This is a genomic window from Pseudomonas sp. NPDC089396, assembly GCF_044749545.1.
Classification (GTDB): domain Bacteria; phylum Pseudomonadota; class Gammaproteobacteria; order Pseudomonadales; family Pseudomonadaceae; genus Aquipseudomonas.
On the sequence record NZ_JBIVIC010000006.1, the window covers coordinates 236,184 to 253,007 of the forward strand.

14 protein-coding genes and 1 pseudogene are annotated in these 16,824 nt (G+C 62.1%); 6 read left to right on the forward strand and 9 right to left on the reverse strand.

Annotated features, from left to right (window positions below; genetic code table 11):
• Window positions 1-117: 117 nt before the first annotated feature.
• Window positions 118-1,641: a fumarate hydratase gene (locus ACIPZB_RS13540; protein ID WP_400640655.1), complete on the reverse strand. Its 1,524-nt coding sequence runs from the start codon at window positions 1,639-1,641 to the stop codon at window positions 118-120.
• 249 nt (window positions 1,642-1,890) lie between these two features.
• Here ACIPZB_RS13540 and ACIPZB_RS13545 point away from each other — a divergent pair, with 249 nt between their 5' ends.
• Window positions 1,891-2,811 (forward strand): iron-sulfur-binding ferredoxin reductase, encoded by a 921-nt coding sequence (locus ACIPZB_RS13545; RefSeq protein ID WP_400640657.1) that lies wholly within the window; start codon window positions 1,891-1,893, stop codon window positions 2,809-2,811.
• A 14-nt stretch (window positions 2,812-2,825) separates the two neighbouring features.
• On the opposite strand, the gene ACIPZB_RS13550 is transcribed toward ACIPZB_RS13545, so the two are convergent.
• Complete coding sequence (locus tag ACIPZB_RS13550) at window positions 2,826-4,103, reverse strand: delta-60 repeat domain-containing protein (RefSeq protein ID WP_400640659.1); 1,278 nt, start codon at window positions 4,101-4,103, stop codon at window positions 2,826-2,828.
• Between the two features lie 161 nt (window positions 4,104-4,264).
• On the reverse strand, window positions 4,265-5,719 hold the full coding sequence (pyk, locus tag ACIPZB_RS13555; protein WP_008097666.1) for a pyruvate kinase: 1,455 nt from the start codon (window positions 5,717-5,719) through the stop codon (window positions 4,265-4,267).
• Between the two features lie 180 nt (window positions 5,720-5,899).
• Here pyk and ACIPZB_RS13560 point away from each other — a divergent pair, with 180 nt between their 5' ends.
• From ACIPZB_RS13560 to sbcB, 3 genes are all read left to right on the forward strand, one after another.
• Window positions 5,900-6,289 (forward strand): tol-pal system YbgF family protein, encoded by a 390-nt coding sequence (locus tag ACIPZB_RS13560; protein ID WP_400640661.1) that lies wholly within the window; start codon window positions 5,900-5,902, stop codon window positions 6,287-6,289.
• 122 nt (window positions 6,290-6,411) lie between these two features.
• Entirely contained in the window at window positions 6,412-6,771 is a 360-nt protein-coding gene (locus tag ACIPZB_RS13565) for a PilZ domain-containing protein (RefSeq protein ID WP_400640938.1), read from the forward strand.
• Between the two features lie 46 nt (window positions 6,772-6,817).
• Window positions 6,818-8,254 carry an exodeoxyribonuclease I gene (gene sbcB, locus ACIPZB_RS13570; RefSeq protein WP_400640663.1) on the forward strand — a complete coding sequence of 479 codons (1,437 nt, stop codon included), beginning with the start codon at window positions 6,818-6,820 and terminating at the stop codon, window positions 8,252-8,254.
• A 68-nt stretch (window positions 8,255-8,322) separates the two neighbouring features.
• On the opposite strand, the gene mvaT is transcribed toward sbcB, so the two are convergent.
• The gene (mvaT, locus tag ACIPZB_RS13575) at window positions 8,323-8,700 is read right to left on the reverse strand and encodes a histone-like nucleoid-structuring protein MvaT (RefSeq protein WP_008097674.1); all 378 of its coding nucleotides are present in this window, start codon (window positions 8,698-8,700) and stop codon (window positions 8,323-8,325) included.
• Between the two features lie 298 nt (window positions 8,701-8,998).
• Between mvaT and purU the strand changes: the two genes are divergently transcribed.
• Window positions 8,999-9,850 carry a formyltetrahydrofolate deformylase gene (gene purU, locus ACIPZB_RS13580; protein WP_400640666.1) on the forward strand — a complete coding sequence of 284 codons (852 nt, stop codon included), beginning with the start codon at window positions 8,999-9,001 and terminating at the stop codon, window positions 9,848-9,850.
• A 297-nt stretch (window positions 9,851-10,147) separates the two neighbouring features.
• Here the strand turns inward: purU and ACIPZB_RS13585 are convergent, their stop codons facing one another.
• The 5 genes and pseudogenes from ACIPZB_RS13585 to ACIPZB_RS13605 form a co-directional block, all read right to left on the reverse strand.
• Window positions 10,148-11,140, reverse strand: coding sequence for a lysylphosphatidylglycerol synthase transmembrane domain-containing protein (locus ACIPZB_RS13585; RefSeq protein WP_400640668.1), 993 nt, complete (start codon window positions 11,138-11,140; stop codon window positions 10,148-10,150).
• Window positions 11,137-11,901, reverse strand: coding sequence for a DUF2334 domain-containing protein (locus ACIPZB_RS13590; protein WP_400640670.1), 765 nt, complete (start codon window positions 11,899-11,901; stop codon window positions 11,137-11,139). Before ACIPZB_RS13590 ends, ACIPZB_RS13585 begins: the two co-directional genes overlap by 4 nt.
• Window positions 11,894-13,015, reverse strand: a complete 1,122-nt coding sequence (locus ACIPZB_RS13595; protein ID WP_400640672.1) for a glycosyltransferase family 4 protein — start codon at window positions 13,013-13,015, stop codon at window positions 11,894-11,896. Before ACIPZB_RS13595 ends, ACIPZB_RS13590 begins: the two co-directional genes overlap by 8 nt.
• A 230-nt stretch (window positions 13,016-13,245) precedes the next feature.
• Window positions 13,246-14,010 (reverse strand): methyl-accepting chemotaxis protein, encoded by a 765-nt coding sequence (locus ACIPZB_RS13600; RefSeq protein WP_400640940.1) that lies wholly within the window; start codon window positions 14,008-14,010, stop codon window positions 13,246-13,248.
• Window positions 14,011-14,103: 93 nt separating this feature from the next.
• Window positions 14,104-15,189, reverse strand: a pseudogene (locus tag ACIPZB_RS13605) (cache domain-containing protein); the annotation flags it as partial.
• A gap of 97 nt (window positions 15,190-15,286) precedes the next feature.
• Here ACIPZB_RS13605 and ACIPZB_RS13610 point away from each other — a divergent pair.
• A complete protein-coding gene (locus tag ACIPZB_RS13610; RefSeq protein WP_400640674.1) occupies window positions 15,287-16,762 on the forward strand; it encodes a helicase HerA-like domain-containing protein in 1,476 nt (491 codons plus the stop codon).
• Window positions 16,763-16,824 lie beyond the last annotated feature (62 nt).

A 16,824-nucleotide genomic window follows, 5' to 3' on the forward strand; every position in this document is an offset into this window, starting at 1 on the left:
ATTGGGGCTGCTCTGCAGCCCATCGCCGGCAAGCCGGCTCCCACAGAGGCACGCGCAACGCTGTTCCTGTGGGAGCCGGCTTGCCGGCGATGGGCCGCAGAGCGGCCCCAGTTCAGATTACTTAACTTCTACAGCCAGGCTTTCGGCGATCTTGCCCTGCCACAGCGCAGGGCCAGTGATGTGCACGGACTCACCGTTGCTGTCGACCGCGACGGTGACCGGCATGTCCTTCACTTCGAACTCGTAGATCGCTTCCATGCCCAGTTCGGCGAAGGCCAGAACCTGGGACTTGCGAATCGCCTGGGCCACCAGGTAGGCAGCGCCGCCGACGGCCATCAGGTACACGGCCTTGTTGTCCTTGATCGCCTCGATGGCGGTCGGGCCACGCTCGGACTTGCCGATCATGCCCAGCAGGCCGGTCTGTTCGAGGATCTGGCGGGTGAACTTGTCCATGCGGGTAGCGGTGGTCGGGCCGGCTGGGCCTACCACTTCGTCACCGACCGGGTCGACCGGGCCAACGTAGTAGATGAAGCGGCCTTTGAGGTCGACTGGCAGCTCTTCGCCACGGTTGAGCATCTCGACCATGCGCTTGTGCGCAGCGTCGCGGCCAGTGAGCATCTTGCCGTTGAGCAGGATGGTCTCGCCCGGCTTCCAGCTGGCGACTTCTTCCGGGGTGATTTCGTCGAGGTTGACGCGGCGGGCGCTCGGGCCAGCTTCCCAGACGATTTCCGGGTAGGCGTCCAGCGACGGCGCTTCCAGTTCGGCAGGGCCGGAACCATCGAGCACGAAGTGCGCGTGGCGGGTAGCCGCGCAGTTCGGGATCATGCACACCGGCAGGGAGGCGGCGTGGGTCGGGTAGTCCATGATCTTGACGTCGAGCACGGTGGTCAGGCCACCCAGGCCCTGGGCGCCGATGCCCAGCTGGTTGACCTTGTCGAACAGCTCCAGGCGGATCTCTTCGAGGCGGTTCTGCGGGCCACGGGCCTTGAGCTCGTGAATGTCGATGGATTCCATCAACACTTCCTTGGCCATCACGGCAGCCTTCTCGGCAGTACCGCCGATACCGATGCCGAGCATGCCAGGCGGGCACCAGCCAGCGCCCATGGTCGGCACGGTCTTCAGTACCCAGTCGACGATCGAGTCGGACGGGTTGAGCATGGCCATCTTCGACTTGTTCTCGGAACCGCCGCCTTTGGCCGCGACATCGACTTCGACCTTGTCACCAGGGACGATCGAGTAGTGGATGACAGCCGGGGTGTTGTCCTTGGTGTTCTTGCGAGCACCGGCCGGGTCGGCCAGGATCGAGGCGCGCAGGACGTTTTCAGGCAGGTTGTAGGCGCGACGCACACCCTCGTTGATCATGTCGTCGACGCTCATGGTGGCGCCGTCCCAGCGCACGTCCATGCCCACGCGGATGAACACGGTGACGATACCGGTGTCCTGGCAGATCGGGCGGTGGCCGGTGGCGCACATGCGCGAGTTGATCAGGATCTGGGCGATCGAATCGCGTGCAGCAGGCGACTCTTCACGCAGGTAGGCCTCGTGCATCGCCTGGATGAAATCGACGGGGTGGTAGTACGAGATGAATTGCAGGGCGTCGGCGACGCTCTGAATCAGGTCGTCTTGCTTGATCACGGTCATGCAGCGCGCTCCTCTTAAAGACGGGAACATTCAAAAAGACGCTCGACAGTGCCGACCAGCGTGTCGAAGCGCCTTGCAAGGCGCCGGCAGGTCAGGCCGACGGAAAAAGGCGCGGCAGTATAGCGCGCATCCGTGCCGGGCACACCTGCGGCCGGTCTGGACCATGGTCGGCAGCTGGCGGGCATCCTTTTTGCTGCCGTCGAGCGCTTGGCTTACAGTGAGCCGGAGATCTCTGGAGAAACACCGACCATGCCTGAACTATGCGTGGGCGAGCGCCGCTGGACGGTGCCCACCGGCAGCAACCTGCTCGATGCCCTGAACGAGGCCGGGCTGAACGTGCCTTACAGTTGCCGTGCCGGCAGCTGCCATGCCTGCCTGGTGCACTGCCTGGACGGGCAGCCGGCGGATGCCTTGCCTGAGGCCTTGGCGCTGGAAAAGTACGCCCAGGGCTGGCGCCTGGCATGCCAGTGCCGGGTAACAGGTGACCTGCGGGTATCAGTGTTTGATCCGCAGCAAGATGGCCTGCCAGCTACGGTGAGTGCGTTGGACTGGTTCGGTGATGTGTTGCGTCTGCGGCTGGTGCCGGAACGGCCCCTGCGATATCGCGCAGGTCAGCACATGGTGCTTTGGCAGGGGAGCGTGGCACGGCCGTATTCACTGGCCAGCTTGCCGGGTGAGGATGGCTTTCTCGAATTCCATATCGACTGCCAGCGCTCCGGAGCTTTCTGTGATGGGGCTCGAGGCTTGCGGGTCGGCGATGCGCTGCGTCTGGGTGAGCTTCGGGGTGGGGCGCTGCATTATGATCAGGACTGGCAGGAGCGACCGCTCTGGCTGCTGGCGGCAGGTACAGGATTGGCACCCTTGTGGGGCATCTTGCGCGAGGCCTTGCGGCAGGGGCACCAGGGTGAAATTCGGGTGGTGCATGTGGCGCGTGATCACTCGGGACACTATCTGGAGCAGTCGTTGCGACAGTTGCCGGGCGTCATCATCGAGCTGGTCGTTGCCAACCAGCTCGATGATGTGTTGAGGGCACTGCGCCCGTCGTCCCGGCAAACGGTGGTTTTGGCCTGTGGTTCTGCAGCAAGTGTCGAGCGTTTTGCCCGACAGATGTTTATTTCCGGGCTACCCAGGGGGCAAGTGTTCGCAGATGTGTTCGTCGGGCACGTGTGAGTGCTGCAAGAGCTCTACGGGTTGCGGTTGGTCAACAGCCTGAGTACGTAACCGTTGGACCGCTCCGGGATCTGGGTCTGGCCGTGCACCAGCAATCGGCCTTGCTCGTCTACTTCACAGCCCGCCGCCATGGTCACCCTGCGCAGCGCGAAGGTTTGGGTCGCGAAGCTGTCGAGTTCGCCATCGCTGTCAAAGCGGCCAACGATCGCTGGCAGGTTGCCGACCCTGATCCGCATCTCGCCGACAGCTATCAGCTTGGTGCCTTTGCTGCCGGGCGATACGGCGAGGACATGTTCCCAGCGAACATTGTTGCCTTCGTGCTTTACCGGTACGCGCTTGAATCGCTGATCAAGGCTGCCATCGGATTTGTGCAGTGCGACCAGCAGCCCCGATCCGTCGTCATCGGCGCCGCAGCCAATGATGCGCTCGTCCTCCGGTAGCACCAGAAAGTTCTTCAGTGTGGGTAGCCCCGGGAAGTCGGCAATACCGCCCTTGCCGAAGCATGGGTCGTATTCGCCCTCGCGGGTCAACCGGACGACGAAGGCATCCCGGTCCTTGAGGTCGGGCTGTCGCATGGTCGCGCAAATGGAGAGGGAGTTCGCATCGCTGAACAGCGAGTGGCCGTACACCACGCCGTCCCCCTGGCGTTCAAGGTGTTTGTAACCTGTGCCATTGAAGGAAGTAACGAAGTTGGCCTCCCAGTCGAACATCATGACGACCAGATCCTGATTGTAATAATTGCCGAAGACGATGAAGGTGCCGCCCGCTTCCGCCATCTGCCACGCCTGTTGAGACGAATCGGCCGGTGTGGCCGATGGCATGGCCATGGCGATCGGCGCGCTGAACGCCCGCCGCTGGGCACGGCCCGGCTGTTCGATGACAAAGTGACCGTTATCGGCGAACGTGGTATCCAGCGTGCCGTCTTCGTTGAAGCGCGCCAGCGCGGGCTTCTTGGGGATGATTGGGGAGAAGGTCAGGCCCAGTACCATGAACTTGCCGTCGTTGTTCTGGATGATGTGGTAGCCGAAAGATTGGCTGCCTTGCTGGAACGTGCCAACGGTGCTGCCCAGGTGGCCAAACTGTTCGTCGAGCACGCCATCGTCGGTCAGACGGAAGAGGAGGTAGCCCGTTTCGAGGGTGCTGCCGTTGGTGTAGGCACTTCCGACATAAACGCGGCCCTTGTCAGTTTTCACTGACGTGGTAACACCTGCGAATTCAGGCGCGAAGATTTGAGCGGGGAAATCGGGGTCGATCAGGCCTTGGGCCTGTTTGGCATCAATGCGGTAGGGCATGTTTGCTTCCTGTTGCAGTCGAATTGGAGATTGAAGAATCTCGACAATCGACGTCGGCCAGTACAGGCAAACACCGTGATTTCACGAGGGGTAATCACCCCACACTGTGGGAAATATTTCTCACAAAAGAAAAGGGGCCCTGAGAGGCCCCTTTTCCTGCATCAACCGACCAGCGGATCACCGACATGCAGGATCTTCATGCCGTTGGTGCCACCGATGGTGTGGTAGCTGTCGCCTTTGGTCAGGATCACCCAGTCACCCTGTTCCACCAGCCCACGCTTGAGCAACTCGTCGACCGCTGCCTGGCTCACTTTGTCGGCCGGCAGCGAAGCCGGGTCGAAGGCGATCGGGTAGACACCGCGGAACATCGAGGTACGGGCCTGGGTGGCGCGGTGTGGGGTCAGCGCGTAGATCGGCACGTGCGAACGCAGGCGCGACATGATCAGCGGGGTGTAGCCACTTTCGGTGAGGGCGATGATCGCCTTGACGCCGGGGAAGTGGTTGGCGGTGTACATGGCCGCCAGGGCGATGCTTTCGTCGCAACGCTCGAAGGTGGTGTGCAGACGGTGGCTGGATTTCTGGTTGGTCGGGTGCTTCTCGGCACCCTGGCAGATCCGCGCCATGGCCTGAACGGCTTCGATCGGGTAGGCACCGGCGGCACTTTCGGCCGACAGCATGACCGCATCGGTGTTGTCGAGCACGGCGTTGGCCACGTCGGACACTTCGGCGCGAGTCGGCATCGGGTTCTGGATCATCGACTCCATCATCTGGGTCGCCACGATCACTGCCTTGTTGTTGCGGCGGGCGTGCTGGATGATCTTCTTCTGGATGCCGATCAGCTCGGCGTCGCCGATTTCCACGCCCAGGTCGCCACGGGCAACCATGACGGCGTCGGAGGCGGCGATCAGGCCGTCGAGGGTCTCGTCGTCGGCGACCGCTTCAGCGCGCTCGATCTTGGCGACCAGCCAGGCGCTGCCGCCGGACTCGTCACGCAGCTTGCGGGCGTATTCCATGTCCTTGGCGTCACGCGGGAACGACACGGCCAGGTAGTCCAGGTCCATTTCCGCGGCCAGCTTGATGTCGGCCTTGTCTTTTTCGGTCAGGGCCGGTGCGGTCAGGCCGCCACCTTTGCGGTTGATGCCTTTGTGGTCCGACAGTGGGCCACCGACGATCACCACGCAATGCAAGGCATCGGCGGTGGCGGTCTCGACGCGCATGACCACGCGGCCATCGTCGAGCAGCAGCTCGTCACCGACGCCGCAGTCCTTGACCAGGTCCGGGTAGTCGATGCCGACGATGTCCTGGTTGCCTTCGGTCAGCGGGTGGGCGGTGGAGAAGGTGAATTTGTCACCGATCTTCAGTTCGATGCGCTTGTTGCTGAATTTGGCGATGCGGATCTTCGGACCCTGCAGGTCACCCAGCAGTGCGACATGGCGGCCGTTTTTGGCGGCGATGTCACGGATCAGGCGGGCGCGCGCTTTGTGCTCGTCCGGGGTGCCGTGGGAAAAGTTCAGGCGTGCCACATCCAGGCCGGCGAGGATCAGCTGTTCGATCACTTCCGGCGAGTTGCTGGCGGGGCCAAGGGTGGCGACGATTTTGGTACGGCGGATGGTCATGCACAGACTCCTATAGTGAAGCGCAGCGAAAGGCTACTCCTGAATCACGCTGTAGTCATTGTTCCGTTGCACTACCTGCAAGCCGTGCAGGGTGGCAAATGACTGGGCGAGGTATCCTGGCAAATGGTGGTGAAGATTTGTCGACAAAGGCCGATACACAGGCATCCAAGGAGATCCCACATGCGAGCCCTGATCGTTTTAGCCCTGGCGACGGCCAGTACCGTCGGCTGCACCCGCTGGTCGATGGACCATCACTTGAACAACGCCTACCGCGCCTACGACCGTGGCGACTGCCAGAAGGTCATGCTGGAATTGTCCCAGGTCGACCGTACCAGCCGTGCGCGCCCCTTCATTCACCCGGAAGTGTCATTGCTGCGTGGCCAGTGCCTGGAACGCCAGCAACTGTTCGTGGATGCCGCGCAAACGTATGAGTACCTGATCCAGCAGTATCCAAACAATGAGTACGCCTACCGCGCCAAGGCGCGCCTGCAAACGCTTGAAAAACTTGGTCATTACCGCAGCGGTCAGGCGGCAATGGCCAGCCCGGTGAATACCTCACCTTGGCGTTAACACCAAGGTGTCAATAATTTCACGGGATTTGCACGGCCCGCTGCGCTAACCTGTAATCCAGTTGTTACAACAACCGCCAGTACCTTGCATTCCTGGCATTGGTACGGATTGCACGTGTGATCATGTTCAACAAGCGCCATATCGAACGCCACCAATTGCCGTGTGCATTGAAGGTGTTCAACCGCTTCACCGATCAACCTATCGGTCAGCTGGGTAATGCCTCTGAAGACGGATTGATGTTGATCAGCCAGCTGCCGGTGCTGGTCGGGCCGGATTTCGAGCTGCAGCTGCGCGTGCCGCTTGCCGGCGGCGGCTTCCAGTGCATCAACCTGACAGCCAGTTGCCTTTGGTGCCGCGAAGACCAGACGCCGGGTCACTACGATTCAGGTTTCATGTTGCTGCAGACACCGCGCGAATACGACGATTTCGTCCGCTCGCTGCGCGACTATTTCAGTTTCCGTCCGGCCAACGCTTCCGTCTGAGACGAGGTCCGCTAGAATCGGGGCAACCTCGATTCAGGACGACTCCGTGACTTCCAGCATCTTCTGGCACGACTACGAAACCACCGGCATCAACCCGCGCTGCGACAGGCCGTTGCAGGTGGCGGGTGTGCGCACCGATTTCGAACTCAACGAGATCGAACCGCCCATCAGTCTTTATTGCCGCCCCTCCGACGACATCCTGCCGCACCCGGCGGCGTGCCTTGTGACAGGCATTACCCCGCAGCAGCTGGCAACCCAGGGCTTGTGCGAGGCAGAGTTCATGACTCGGGTCCATGAGCAGCTGGCGCGTCCAGGCACTTGCGGTGCGGGTTACAACACCCTGCGCTTCGATGATGAAGTGACCCGTTACAGCCTCTACCGCAACTTCTTCGATCCGTATGCGCGCGAATGGCAGGGCGGCAACAGCCGCTGGGACTTGATCGATGTGGTGCGCACCGCCTATGCCCTGCGTCCCGAAGGTATCAATTGGCCGCAACAGGATGGACGCACCAGCCTGCGCCTTGAATTGCTGAGCCAGGCAAACGGCATCGACCATGGGCATGCGCACGAAGCACTTTCCGACGTGCGGGCGACCATTGCCCTGGCGCGCCTGATTCGGCAAAAACAACCCAGGTTGTACGAATGGCTGTTCCAACTGCGCAGCAAACACAAAGTGTTGGAGCAGATTCGTTTATTGCAACCGCTGGTGCATATATCCGGTCGCTTCTCGGCGGCGCGTAATTATCTGGGCGTGGTCTTGCCGTTGGCCTGGCACCCGCGCAATCGCAATGCACTGATTGTGTGCGACCTGCATCAGGAAACCCTACCGTTATTGAGGGAAAGTGCCGAAGTACTTCGTGAGCGCTTGTATACGCGCCATGAGGAGTTGTCTGAAGGACAATTACCGGTCCCGCTCAAGTTGGTACAGATCAATCGCTGTCCCGTGTTGGCGCCGCTTGCGGTATTGCGCCCTGCGGATCAGCAACGACTCGGTATCGATCTGGCACTTTTGCAATCACGTGGCGAAGCGCTGGCCAATCAGCAAGCGCAGTGGCAAGACAAGCTGGAGCTTATCTACGGCAAGGATGAGTTTGCGCCTAATGAGGACCCTGAACAGCAGTTGTATGACGGTTTCCTGGGGGATCGCGATCGTCGCTTGTGCGAGCAAGTTCGCACGCTGGACCCCGCAGCATTGGGCAATGGCCATTGGATGTTCGATGACCCACGCATACCTGAATTGCTGTTCCGTTATCGGGCGCGCAACTTTCCAGAGACCTTGAACAGCGATGAGCGCCAGCGCTGGTATGCCTTCTGTCAGCAGCGCCTGAGCGACCCGCTGTGGGGCGCGCCGAATACCCTGGGCGACTTCGAGCAGGCTCGGCAGAGCGCCTGGGCCAACGCTGACGAAGCCGGGCGCCGGGTGCTGGAGGCTTGGCAAGTGCATGCCCGGCAGTTGTCAGAGCAATTTGCTATCAGCCAATGAATGGACAAACAAAAACGCCGGCATCGAGCCGGCGTTTTTGTTTATACAAGCTGCGTCTGCGCGGACAATCAGTCCAGCAGGGTTGCCCAGCTTTCAACCACATCGCCACCCCATTTGGCTTTCCATTCTTTCAGGGTCTTGTGGTTGCCGCCTTTGGTTTCGATTACTTCACCATTGTGCGGATTCTTGTATTGCTTGACCTTGCGAGCACGCTTGGTGCCAGTGGTCTTGACTGCGCCGCGTGGGGCTTTGCTCAGTTTCGACTCTGGGTCGAGCAGGGCGATGACGTCACGCAGCGACTTGGAGTATTCGCCCATCAGCGTGCGCAATTTGCCTTCGAACTCCAGTTCTTTTTTCAGCTTGTCATCCTGCGACAGGTTGGCCAGGCGGGCCTGAAGTTCCTTGATGGCTTCTTCGGTGGCGCGGTACTCGTTGATCAGGGACATGGAGTGTTCCTTAATGCGTGTTCAGAAATGTGTGGGGCAATAATAGACAGGCGATACACTCAAGTAAACATATTAATAGGGCAGCGAACTGTTAATTAGCCTGTGACAAAATATCTCAAGATTAAGAAAAATTTACATAGCCCCCCTTCAATTGGGCATGAATGTCCTCTACCCAGTTACGCCATGTCGCAGCGGTAAGGCATGACCTGAGGATGCAGCCGGCGGGTGCAATGCTTACTGCGTTTTTTGGGCCGGGCCGCTAGAATGGGCGCCTTTGCGAAGTTCTGGAGTCTTATTCATGCGCACCTATCGTCTGGTGATCGCCTGCCCCGACCGTGTTGGCATCGTGGCGAAAGTCAGTAATTTCCTGGCCTTGTACAATGGCTGGATCAACGAAGCCAGCCATCACTCCGATGAGCAGAGTGGTTGGTTCTTCATGCGCCATGAAATCCGTGCCGAATCGTTGCCTTTCGGTATCGAGGCCTTCCGCGAAGCCTTTGCACCGATTGCCGAAGAGTTCTCCATGACCTGGCGTGTCACCGACTCGGCGCAGAAGAAGCGCGTCGTGCTGATGGCCAGCCGCGAATCGCACTGCCTGGCAGACCTGCTGCACCGTTGGCACACCGACGAGCTGGATTGCGAGATCCCCTGCGTGGTTTCCAACCACAACGACCTGCGCAGCATGGTCGAGTGGCACGGCATTCCGTTCTTCCACGTGCCGGTCGACCCGAAAGACAAGGCGCCGGCGTTTGCCGAGGTGTCGCGTCTGGTCCAGGAGCATGCAGCCGATGTGGTGGTGCTGGCGCGTTACATGCAAATCCTGCCGCCGCAGCTCTGCCAGGATTACGCCGAGAAGGTCATCAACATCCACCACAGCTTCCTGCCCTCGTTTGTCGGTGCCAAGCCGTATCACCAGGCAGCCCTGCGCGGTGTGAAACTGATCGGTGCAACGTGCCACTACGTGACCGAGGAACTGGACGCCGGCCCGATCATCGAGCAGGACGTGGTGCGCGTGAGCCACGCCGACAGCATCGAGGACATGGTTCGCTTCGGCCGTGATGTCGAGAAGATGGTGTTGGCCCGTGGCCTGCGTTATCACCTGGAAGACCGCGTGCTGGTGCACGGCAACAAGACGGTGGTGTTCGACTGATTCGAGCATAGGGCCGCTTCGCAGCCCAATCGCCGCGGTTCGTCGCCACGACAAGCCGGCTCCCACAGGTACTGCACAAGGCTTGAGGTCTGTGGAGGTCACTGTGGGAGCCGGCTTGCCGGCGATTGGGGCGTACAGCGCCCCCGGAGGTGTATCCAATGGCAAGCGCCCGCAACAAGCCCACTGCCACACCCCCTCCCACCCTCGGCGAAGGGTGCCTGGCCCGCTACGACCCCGAAGCGCTCGACGAAGAAGACGGCACCGAGTTCCCCGGCGCCGCCGATCTCTGGCGTCAGCTCAACCCGCCTGACCCCGCCAGCGTTCCAGCAGCGGACGCGCCAGCAGGCAGACGAATACCGGCCCGCCCGCCAGCAGATAAAAGTAGTACGTAACCGCGCGCCAGATCAGGATCGCCGCCGCCGCGGTCGAGCTGCCCACCATCGGTGCCAGCAAACTTGCCGACGTCAGTTCGGCGGCCCCGGCGCCGCCCGGCATCAGGCTGAACTGCCCGGCACTGAGCGAGAGCATCTGCACCAGAAAACTCGGCACCCACGACAACTCCACGCCCAAGCCCCGCAACACCAGAAACAGCACGCTGTAGCGCAGGCTCCAGTGAGCGCAGGTCAGGCTGAACACGAGCGCCAAGGTGCGCTTGGGCAGCCGCCAGGTCTGGGCCAGCGCCGCGATGAAGTGCAACACCTTACGCGCCCAGCGCCGTCTGCGGCGTGGGTTCATGCCGGCGCGATGCAGCAGCCGGCCGTTGAAGCGCATGATCGCGCGCCGGTAGTGCAGCAACGCCAGTATCGCGGCCAGTGCTGTGCACATCAGCAAGGCGCTGCCCAGCAGCAGGCTTTCCTGGCTGCGGCCCAGGCTGTGGAACAGGGCGTAGCCGGCGATCGCCAGCATCGCGCAGAAGAAGAACAGCAAGTCGTTCAACTGGTCCATGGCGAACACCGCGCCACTGCGGGCCGGGCCGATGCGGTCGCGGGCGAGCAAGGCCATCAGCGTCAACGGCCCGCCGCTGCCACCGGGCGTGGTGCAGATGGCGAACTCCGTGGCCATTACCACGCCAAGGCTACGCACGTGCCCAAGCTTTGCGCCGTGCTGGCCGAGCAGCAGGCGTAGGCGCATGGCATTGATGATCCAGCACAACAGGATCATGCCCAGCAGGGTCAACATCAGACCGGGGTCGAAGGCCTTGATCCTGGGCAGCAGCTCGTCGCCACCGAGCAATGCTGGCACCAGGACTGCGCACAGCAGTGCCAGGCCCAGCCAGGCGAAGCGATTCACGCGAGCACCTGGCGTTCCAGCCAGGCCGATTTGGTCAGGGGTTCACGGCCCTGAAGCAGTAAATGGTCGAGCGTGGCCAGCCAGTAGTTGCGTGACGAGCGGTGGCGCATGTCCACTGGGTGCAGCCCGAGGCGCAAGGTCTGGGCCTCACGCCAGCGCCGTCGCTGCCAGTCGCATACCATCCGTGAAACACCCCGACGCCAGGCGCTGCCGGCACTCCAGACCAGGCCGGGGGCGCTGAATGCGCGGAAATCGGGCAACCGGTACAAGTGCTGCGGGGTGCTGGTGTAGCGCAGCGGCAATTGGCTCAAGGCCTGGCGCGTGCCCTGGCTCATCAGCCAGGCCGGCGCGACAAAGCCGGCTACCGGCCAGCCTTGCCGGTCGAACAGTGCCAGGCCATCTTCCAGGCGCTGCAGCGCTTGGGCCTGGTCGAGCGCATAGAACTCGCCTTCGTGGGTGTAGAGACGGCGCATGAAGTACTCGCCGAGGCTGCGTGGCGAGGGCCCGTCATCGGCATGGAAGAAACCGTGCAGCGCCAGTTCGTCGCCCTGCGCCAGGCGCCGTTCGAGCAGGCGGCAGAACGTTGGGGAGCGGGCAAGGGGATTGCGGTGGTGGAAGTCGGGGACTACCAGCCAGGTCATCGGCACGCCGCCCCTTTCATCGACCGCCTGCACGAACGGCTGGTAGTCCGGCCAGGTTTCCGGCGCTATGTCGTGCAGCACCAGCATCAGGCTGCGCGACGTGCCATCGCTCTCAGCCATGGGCGCGTACCAGGGGTTGATGGCCGAGCACCGCCTGGTAATGCTGGAGCAGGCCATTTACCACGTTGTCCCACGAGTAATGTTGCTCCACGTGAAGGCGAGCCTGGGCACCGAGCTTGCGGACGCCGGCCTCGAACACTTCGCGTACCGTCGTGGCCATGGCCTGGCCATCGTTGGCGCGGCACAGGCGGCCGCATTGTTCGTTGATGATCTCGCTGAAAGCTCCGGCCCGTACCGCCACCACGGGCGTGGCGCTGGCCATTGCTTCGAGGACCACCAGGCCGAAGGTTTCCTGGTCGCCGGCGTGTACCAGCAGGTCGGCACTGGCCACCAGCCGGGCGACTTCGTCGAGTGGGCAGAAGTGGTCGATCACGCTGACATTGTCCGGCACGTTGGCCGGCATGTTCGAACCCACCAGCAGCAGGTGATAGGGGCGGCCCAGGTGCTGCATGCATTCGAGCAGCACCGGCAGGTTCTTCTCCCGCGAGCCCCGGCCGGCGAACACCAGTAGCCGGCTGGTGTCGGGTATGCCCAGCTGAGCTCGCAGTTGCGGGTCGCGGTGTGCCGGGTTGAAGGTAGCAAGGTCGACGCCGAGGCGTTGTACATGCACATCACGCACACCCAGGCGGCGCAACTTGTCGGCCATTACCTGGCTGGGCGCCAGTACCCGGTCGAAATTGCCATACAGCTTGCTGACATAGGCTTCGACATTGGGCGTGAACCAGTTGCCCATGCGGTTGCTGACCAGCAGCGGCAAGTCGGAGTGGTAGAAACCGATCACCGGTACATCGAGCTGGCGTCGTGCTTCCAGTGCTGCCCAGGCGGTGAGGTAGGGGTCGCCGACTTCGATCAGGTCCGGCTTGAGTCCGCGTAGCACCGTGCACCAAGGGCCCAGCCGCACGGGGAATCGATAGCCGTTGCCGAAGGGCAGAGGGGGGGCAGGTACTTCGTACACGCCATTGGTATGGCGGGCGCTTGGGCCAGGGATCAAAAGGCTGTGGCGAACGCCCTGGAGGGCGTCGAGGCGATGATGTTTGGCATCAAGATAAGTCCGTACGCCTCCGCTGGCCGGGGCATAGAACATGGTGATGTCAGCGATGTGCACGATCAGCATCCCTCCGGGATCGTCTTCGGGTCTGTCATTCGGCTGTAACGGGCCGGTGATGACGCGCCTAAAGGTTGACCTTACTGAAGGATAGTTTGTTCGATCGGGTTGGGCGGGGGAGTGGTGTCGAGTCCATCGCCGGCAAGCCGGCTCCCACAGCTACTGCACAAGGCTCGAAGCCTGTGCAGATGCCTGTGGGAGCCGGCTTGCCGGCGATAAGGGCGACGCGGTGCTTCAGGTCAGATACGGAAGCTGCCGACCAGGTGCTTCAGGCGAGTGGCTTGCTGCTCCAGGTCCGAGCACGCCCGCAGGGTGGCCTGCAGGTTCTCCACGCCTTCCTGGTTGAGCATGTTGATTTCGTTGATGTCCATGTTGATCGAGTCGACCACCGCGGTCTGCTCTTCAGTGGCGGTGGCCACCGACTGGTTCATGCCGTCGATCTCGCCAATGCGCACGGTGACGCTGTCCAGGCGTTCACCGGCCTGGTTGGCAATCTGCACGCTGTCCTGGCTGTGGCGCTGGCTTTGGCCCATGGTCTCGACCGACTCGCGGGCGCCGACCTGCAGTTCCTCGATCATGCTCTGCACCTGCTGCGCAGACTCCTGGGTACGGTGCGCCAGGTTGCGCACTTCATCGGCGACCACGGCAAAGCCGCGCCCGGCTTCACCGGCCCGGGCCGCCTCGATCGCGGCGTTCAGTGCCAGCAGGTTGGTCTGCTGGGAGATGCTGGTGATCACCTCGAGAATCTGCCCGATGTTCACGGTCTTGCTGTTCAGGGTCTCGATGTGCGCGCTGGAGGTCACGATCAGGTCGGACAGGCGATTCATCGCCGCGATGTTGCGGTCCACCACCTGTTGCCCTTCTTCGGCCAGCAGGCGAGCGGAGCTTGCGTGCTGCGAGGCCTGGGCGGCGTTGCCGGCGATTTCCTGGGCGGCAGCACCCAGCTCATTGATGGCGGCGGCGACACTGTTGGTGCGGTTGGACTGCTCGTCCGAGTTGGCCATCGACGAGTTGGAAGCGCTGATGACGCGCAGGGCCACCTCGTTGACCTGCTCGGTGGCCGAGGACACCTCGCGGATCGAACCGTGGATACGCTCCACGAAGCGGTTGAAGGCAGTGCCGAGGATGCCGAATTCGTCGTGGTTGTGAATGCGCAGGCGTTTGGTCAGGTCGCCTTCGCCTTCGGCGATGTCTTCCATGGCGCGGGTCATGGTCAGCAGCGGTTGCATCAGCACGCTGATCAGCAGACCGAGCAGGCCGATGATGATGACCACCGCCACCACGGTGGCGATCACCGCCGAGGTGCGGAAGGTGCTGAGCATGGCGAAGGCTTTGTCTTTGTCCACCGACAGGCCGATGTACCAGTTGGCCGATGGCAGGCCCTTGATCGGGGTGAAGGTCAACAGGCGAGTCTGGCCGTCAGCCTGGACTTCGGTCAGGTCACCGGTCAGTTTCGGCGTGTGCTGCGGGAACAGGTCGGACAGCGACTTCATGACCATCTTCTGGTCCGGGTGAACCAGGACCTTGCCTTGGTCGTTGACCAGGAAGGCGTAGCCCATGCCGCCGAAGTTCAGCGAGTTGATGATGCGTACCAGGCCGTCGAGGGCCAGGTCACCGCCCACCACGCCCACCTGGGTGGACACCTTGCCGAGGATGCCGATGACCATCTTGTTGGTGGTCATGTCCATGTAGGGTTCGGTGAGGATCACGCCTTGGGCATTCATGCCGTCCTTGTACCAAGGGCGGGTGCGCGGGTCATAGCCTTCGGGCATCTTCGAGTCGGGGCGTACGCTGAAACCGCCGTCGACCTTGCCCAGGTAGACCGTCAGGAAGCTTGAGATCAGGGCGTTCTGGCCCATCAGTGTCTCAGCCTGTTCAGGCTCTTGGGCAATGTTCTGGGCCAGGTTTTCAACCAGCTTGATGCGGCCTTCGAACAGGTTGTGAATGTTGGTCGAAGTGGACTCGCCCATTTCAGCCAGATAATTCTCCAGATTCTCGCGGATCGCATTACGCTGGAGGTAATCGTTGTAGAGGGTGAACAGGCTGAAGGCGAGGATCACGATCAGTGATGCCGCCAAAAGAATCTTGTGGCTGAAACGCAGGCTTTTGTTCATGGCGTAATCGGTTCCGCTAAGGTTTTTATCGGGCGTTCGCACGAATACAGCTGTAAAACAGTGCAACATCCCGGGTAGTCCTTTGGGTTGTTCCTGTCTTTAATGGCGAATATCACCCCGCGTTATCGGCCAATAGGCGGTAAAGCTTGAGAAGAGGATCAAAAAGATGTCGGATTCTTTGACCATGGTTATAGGGGCTGGCACCGATGGCCAACCGGTCAAGCAAGCCATGCGCCTGGCCAACCGTCACGGGTTGGTGGCGGGTGCTACCGGTACCGGCAAGACGGTGACCTTGCAGCACCTGGCGGAAGTGTTCAGCGACGCGGGCGTGGCGGTCTTCGCGGCCGATGTCAAAGGCGACCTCTGCGGCCTCGGCGCACCGGGCGCGCCCCAGGGCAAGGTGGCCGAGCGGATCGCCGCAATGCCCTGGCTGGGGCATCAGCCGCGTGCTTACCCGGTCACTTTGTGGGATGTCGCCGGGCAGTCCGGTCATCCGTTGCGTACCACCCTCAGTGAAATGGGACCGTTGTTGCTCGGCAACTTGCTGGAGTTGACCGACAGTCAGCAGGCGGCGTTGTACGCGGCGTTCAAGGTGGCTGACCGGGAAGGGCTGTTGCTGCTCGACCTCAAGGACCTCAAGGCGCTGCTTGCACACTTGAAGGACAACCCGCAGTTGCTGGGCGAAGACAGCGCCCTGATGACCAGCGCTTCGACCCAGGCGCTCCTGCGCCGCCTGGCAACCCTGGAACAGCAGGGCGCCGAGGCGCTGTTCGGCGAGCCGGCGCTGCAATTGGAAGACCTGCTAAGACTCGATGGCGATGGGCGCGGGCGTATCCATCTGCTCGATGCCAGCCGGCTGGTGCATGACGCGCCCAAGGTCTATGCGACTTTCCTGCTGTGGTTGCTGGCCGAGCTGTTCGAGCAGCTGCCTGAGCGCGGAGATGCCGATAAGCCTGTGCTGGCGCTGTTCTTCGACGAGGCGCACTTGCTGTTCAACGACACGCCCAAGGCATTGCAGGACCGGTTGGAGCAGGTGGTGCGGCTGATCCGTTCCAAGGGCGTTGGGGTGTATTTCGTGACCCAGTCTCCGGGTGATCTGCCAGACACGGTGCTGGCCCAGCTGGGCTTGCGCATCCAGCATGGCTTGCGGGCATTCACGGCCAAAGAGCAGAAGTCGCTGCGGGCGGTGGCGGACGGCTTTCGTCCAAACCCTGCGTTCGACAGCCTGGCGGTGCTGACTGAGCTGGGTATCGGCGAAGCGTTGGTCGGTACCCTGGAAGAGAAGGGCACGCCTGCGGTGGTGCAGCGAGTGCTGATCGCCCCACCGCAATCGCGCATCGGTCCATTGAGCGGGGCCGAACGGGCTGCGTTGATTGCCGGGTCGCCATTGTTGGGGCGCTATGACAAGCCGGTTGACCGTGAGTCGGCCTATGAAATGCTGACCCAGCGCAGGGGCGAGCCGGTGGAGCCGGCGCCGGTGCAGAAGGCCGATGAAGAGAGCCTGGCCGACAAGGCCGGAGAGTTTCTGCAGAGTGCGGCGGGGCAGGCGATCAAGTCGGCGGTGCGTCAGGCGGCCAACCAGCTGGGGCGGCAGTTGGTGCGCGGGTTGATGGGGTCGCTGTTGGGGGGCAAGAAGCGGTAGTTGCCTGTACCGGCCCTATCGCCGGCAAGCCGGCTCCCACAGGTACGGCGCTGACCTCAAGT

Coding starts and splice junctions, on each gene's coding strand:
- pyk (WP_008097666.1), bottom strand. CDS start 5,719: ATGACCATCCGCCGTACCAAAATCGTCGCCACCCTTGGCCCCGCCAGC.
- ACIPZB_RS13610 (WP_400640674.1), top strand. CDS start 15,287: ATGTCGGATTCTTTGACCATGGTTATAGGGGCTGGCACCGATGGCCAA.
- mvaT (WP_008097674.1), bottom strand. CDS start 8,700: ATGTCCCTGATCAACGAGTACCGCGCCACCGAAGAAGCCATCAAGGAA.
- ACIPZB_RS13560 (WP_400640661.1), top strand. CDS start 5,900: ATGCGAGCCCTGATCGTTTTAGCCCTGGCGACGGCCAGTACCGTCGGC.
- ACIPZB_RS13590 (WP_400640670.1), bottom strand. CDS start 11,901: ATGGCTGAGAGCGATGGCACGTCGCGCAGCCTGATGCTGGTGCTGCAC.
- ACIPZB_RS13545 (WP_400640657.1), top strand. CDS start 1,891: ATGCCTGAACTATGCGTGGGCGAGCGCCGCTGGACGGTGCCCACCGGC.
- ACIPZB_RS13600 (WP_400640940.1), bottom strand. CDS start 14,010: ATGGCCAACTCGGACGAGCAGTCCAACCGCACCAACAGTGTCGCCGCC.
- ACIPZB_RS13550 (WP_400640659.1), bottom strand. CDS start 4,103: ATGCCCTACCGCATTGATGCCAAACAGGCCCAAGGCCTGATCGACCCC.
- ACIPZB_RS13540 (WP_400640655.1), bottom strand. CDS start 1,641: ATGACCGTGATCAAGCAAGACGACCTGATTCAGAGCGTCGCCGACGCC.
- ACIPZB_RS13595 (WP_400640672.1), bottom strand. CDS start 13,015: ATGCTGATCGTGCACATCGCTGACATCACCATGTTCTATGCCCCGGCC.
- ACIPZB_RS13565 (WP_400640938.1), top strand. CDS start 6,412: ATGTTCAACAAGCGCCATATCGAACGCCACCAATTGCCGTGTGCATTG.
- purU (WP_400640666.1), top strand. CDS start 8,999: ATGCGCACCTATCGTCTGGTGATCGCCTGCCCCGACCGTGTTGGCATC.